Below are 3,688 nucleotides of genomic sequence, written 5' to 3'. Positions count from 1 at the left end.
GGCGGCGACGTGCTCGTCGGACTCGGTCAGGGCGACGCGGACATGCTGCCCGGCCGTGGGGCCGTAGAAGACGCCGGCGGCGACCAGGATGCCGCGTCGGGCCAGCCAGTCGACCGTCTGCCAGCAGTCCTCACCTCTGGTCAGCCAGAGGTACAGGCCCGCCTCGGAGTGCTCGACGGTGAACCCGGCACCGGTGAACGCCGCGGTGAGCACCTCCCGCCGGGCGCGGTAACGCTCCCGCTGCTCCTCGGCGTGTCGCTCGTCCTCCAGCGCTGCCACCATGGCCGCCTGCACCGGCGCGGGCACGATCATGCCGGCGTGCTTGCGCACCTTGAGCAGCTCGGCGACGAGCGCCGGGTCGCCGGCGACGAACCCGGCCCGGTAGCCGGCGAGGTTGGACCGCTTGGAGAGCGAGTGCACGGCCAGCACCCCGGCGTAGCTACCCCCGCTGACCTGCGGAGACAGCACCGAAACCGGGTCGGCCGACCAGCCCAGGGGCAGGTAGCACTCGTCGCTCGCGACGACGGCGCCGCGCTCGCGGGCCCAGTCGACCACCTTGCGCAGGTGCGCCGCTGGCAACACCCGGCCGGTCGGGTTGCCGGGCGAGTTGACCCAGACCAGCCGGACCCGTGGGGTCGGCCCGAGCGAGGTGAGCGAGTCGGTACGGACGACGGTGGCGCCGGCCAGCCGGGCACCGTCCTCGTAGGTGGGGTACGCGATCGACGGCACCACCACCACGTCCCCCGGGCCGATCCCGAGCAGCGTGGGCAGCCAGGCCACCAGCTCCTTCGAGCCGATGGTCGGCAGCACTCCGAGACCGTCGACGCCAGCGCCACAGGCCCGGGACACCCACGCCGCGATGGCGGCCCGCAACGCCGGGGTGCCGGCGGTCAGCGGGTAACCGGGAGCGTCGGACGCGTCAGCAAGCGCCTGCCGGATCACCTCGGGCACCGGGTCGACCGGCGTACCCATGGAGAGGTTGATCAGGCCCTCCGGATGCGCCGCGGCCAGTGTGGCCGCGGCGTCCAGGGTGTCCCAGGTGAACTCGGGCAGCCGCGACGAGACCGGCGCGGGCCGGTTCAGTGGCCCTCGCCGCGCGGCGGCTGCGCGGCGACGAAGGTGGCGTCCTTCTCCACCTTGCCGATCTTCGAGGCACCACCGGGCGAGCCCAGGTCCTCGAAGAACTCGTAGTTCGCGCCGGTGTAGTCCTTCCACTGCTCCGGGACGTCGTCCTCGTAGAAGATCGCCTCCACGGGGCAGACGGGCTCACAGGCACCACAGTCGACGCACTCGTCGGGGTGGATGTAGAGCATCCGGTTGCCCTCGTAAATGCAGTCGACCGGGCACTCCTCGATGCATGCCTTGTCGAGCACATCTACGCACGGCTCGGCGATGATGTAAGTCACCGGTCTTCTCCTCCGCAAGACTCGCCGCGATCTCCCGCGACGGTAAGAGCCTAGTATCTCGCCGGGGAGGGGGTCGATCGTGCTCCGACAGCAGGATGTGGGACACCGAATCGTGGTCCGCCGGATTGTGGGGATTCGCGAGGGCCGCCCGCTATTCTCCGACGCTCTCGGCGAGCTGGTCGAGCTGAGCGAGACTCATCTCACGCTGGCCACCGCGCAGGGGCAGCTTCGGGTTCCGGTGGCGCAGGTCCACCGGGCCAAGCGCGTACCGCCGACCCGTCGGCCGACCGCCGCCGCGGTGGTGGCGCTGGAGCGGGCCGCCGACGAGGCCTGGCCGGCACCGACCCGGGGCCGGCTGGGTGACTGGCTGCTCCGGTCGGCCGAGGGCTGGACCGGGCGCGCCAACTCGGCACTGCCGATCGGCGATCCGGACCGGCCGCTGGCCGCCGCTGTCGACGCCGTGCAGCGCTGGTACGCCGAGCTGGGCCGCCCCGCGTTGGTCAACACGCCGCTGCCGCTCGCCGCCCCGGTCGGCGCCGAACTGGACGCCCGCGGCTGGGGCACCCGCCCACCGACGCTGGTGCAGACCGCGCCGCTCCCCCGGCTCGCGTCGGCCTCCGCCGACGAGCACTGCGGCACGGCCACCGACCAGGGCGACGCCAGGGGTGCACCGACCGATACTGCCGACCCCGCCTCCGGCACACCGGACGCCGCCGCTCGGATCGACGCCGCCGCCGGTGCGCCAGCCGGCGGGAGCAGTGCGGTCGTCGATCTGGCCGCCACGCCGAGCGACGAGTGGCTGGCCATCGCCGCCGGGCGCAAGGGCGGCCTACCGGAGGCCGCCCGGCACGTCCTCTCCGCGGTGGACCAGGTCCGCTTCGCCCACGTGTACGCCGACGGCACCCTGGTGGCGATCGGCCGTGGCACGGTGACCGGCCAGGGGCGCTGGCTGGGCCTCAGCCTGATCGAAGTGCTGCCGGTGGCCCGCCGACAGGGACTGGCTCGCCGTGTGATCAACGAACTGGCCGGCTGGGGGGCGTCCGGCGGCGCAACGCACGCCTTTCTCCAGGTCGAGCAGCGCAACGAAGCGGCGGTCGCGCTCTACCAGCGGCTCGGGTTCGTCACCCACCACACCTACCTGACCCGGGTCGCCCCGAGCAGATGATCGACTCGAGTGTCAACAAGTCGCGGCGTCCCGGCGGTGGTCGACTCGACTTTCCGGAAATCGCGGCATTCCGGCGCCCGGGACACCCCGACTTCACGGAAACCGAGTCGATCAAGCTTGGGGGCGTGGGACGGACCGCCACACGTACCGCCGGACGGGCCGAGGCTGGCGCGGGTCGGGCTGGGCCGGTGGTCAGCGGCGCACGACCCGGCGCGGCTTGGCGGCCTTGACCTCCGCGTACCGCTTGAGCTGCTGAGAGCGGTAGTCACGGCCGAGCGCGGTGAGCACCAGGTAACCGACCAGCACCCCCGCGCCGGTGGCGAGCAGGTAGAGCCAGATCTGGGCGAAGAACGTCCCCGCGCCACCGGCGAACGGGTTGTGACCGACCAGCAGGGGCCCGACCAGCACTGTCAACACCATCGCCACCGGCACCACGAGGGCCATGTCAGCCGCCCAGTCCGCCAACGGCCGGCGTCGACCCCAGCGGAAGGCGACGACGGCGAGGATCAACCCGATCACCGCGAACATCGTCAGCGACACCCGGTCGGCGGCGGTGTCGTCACCGTCGAAGCCGAACTCGGTGATCAGCCGGGCGACCACGTTGACCGCGAACAACGCTGCTACGAGCACCCCGATGTCACGCCACCGCTTGTCCATCGCCGGACCCTCCTGCCGTACGCCCCGTCGTGGGGTTCGCATCCCTGGCAGGAATATCTACCACCCTTACCTGGGATCCGTCATCAGCCCGGCGTCAGCCGCCGAGCATGGGCGGCTGCGGGGCGAGAATCTGCCGGAAACCCATCACCGCGAACGTCATCGCGCCCGCCACGATCATGGCCAGCCCGACCCAGTTGTCGCCGGCCAGCAGCAGGTCGCCCTCGCTGGTCCGGATGGCGGCGACCGCCATCAGCGCGAACCACGGCACCGCCGGCAGCGCCACCGCCCAGCGACGGCCGACCGCCTCGTGCGCGAACCAGCTCAACACGATGTTGGCGCCGATGGCGAGGAGCACCGACACACCGACCAGTTGCCCGCCGACGCGGACCGTGGCGAGCAGCAGCTCCAGCACGCCGGTCACCACCCCGGCGACGGCCACGACGATCGCACCGACCAGCCG

At 72.3% G+C, this 3,688-nt stretch carries 5 protein-coding genes; 1 reads left to right on the top strand and 4 read right to left on the bottom strand.

Annotation, left to right across the window (positions count from 1 at the left end; all coding sequences use genetic code 11):
• On the bottom strand, positions 1 to 1,083 hold a 1,083-nt coding region (dapC, locus tag KBX53_RS25905), incomplete at its 3' end, for a succinyldiaminopimelate transaminase (RefSeq protein WP_305797976.1).
• A complete protein-coding gene (gene fdxA, locus KBX53_RS25900) occupies positions 1,080 to 1,406 on the bottom strand; it encodes a ferredoxin (RefSeq protein WP_007464872.1) in 327 nt (108 codons plus the stop codon). The genes fdxA and dapC, both read right to left, overlap by 4 nt.
• A gap of 79 nt (positions 1,407 to 1,485) precedes the next feature.
• On the opposite strand from fdxA, the gene KBX53_RS25895 reads away from it, so the two are divergent.
• Positions 1,486 to 2,571: an N-acetyltransferase gene (locus KBX53_RS25895; RefSeq protein WP_210862135.1), complete on the top strand. Its 1,086-nt coding sequence runs from the start codon at positions 1,486 to 1,488 to the stop codon at positions 2,569 to 2,571.
• 192 nt (positions 2,572 to 2,763) lie between these two features.
• Here the strand turns inward: KBX53_RS25895 and KBX53_RS25890 are convergent, their stop codons facing one another.
• On the bottom strand, positions 2,764 to 3,228 hold the full coding sequence (locus KBX53_RS25890) for a hypothetical protein (protein WP_030337542.1): 465 nt from the start codon (positions 3,226 to 3,228) through the stop codon (positions 2,764 to 2,766).
• A 94-nt stretch (positions 3,229 to 3,322) separates the two neighbouring features.
• Positions 3,323 to 3,688: hypothetical protein (locus KBX53_RS25885; protein WP_210862133.1), on the bottom strand; the 366-nt coding region annotated here is incomplete at its 5' end.

The organism is Micromonospora sp. M51 (assembly GCF_018070305.1).
GTDB classification, from domain to species: domain Bacteria; phylum Actinomycetota; class Actinomycetes; order Mycobacteriales; family Micromonosporaceae; genus Micromonospora; species Micromonospora parva.
The sequence above is the reverse complement of the archived record's forward strand: the minus strand, read 5'-3'. Positions and strand labels throughout refer to the sequence as shown.

Coding starts and splice junctions, on each gene's coding strand:
- KBX53_RS25890 (WP_030337542.1), bottom strand. CDS start 3,228: ATGGACAAGCGGTGGCGTGACATCGGGGTGCTCGTAGCAGCGTTGTTC.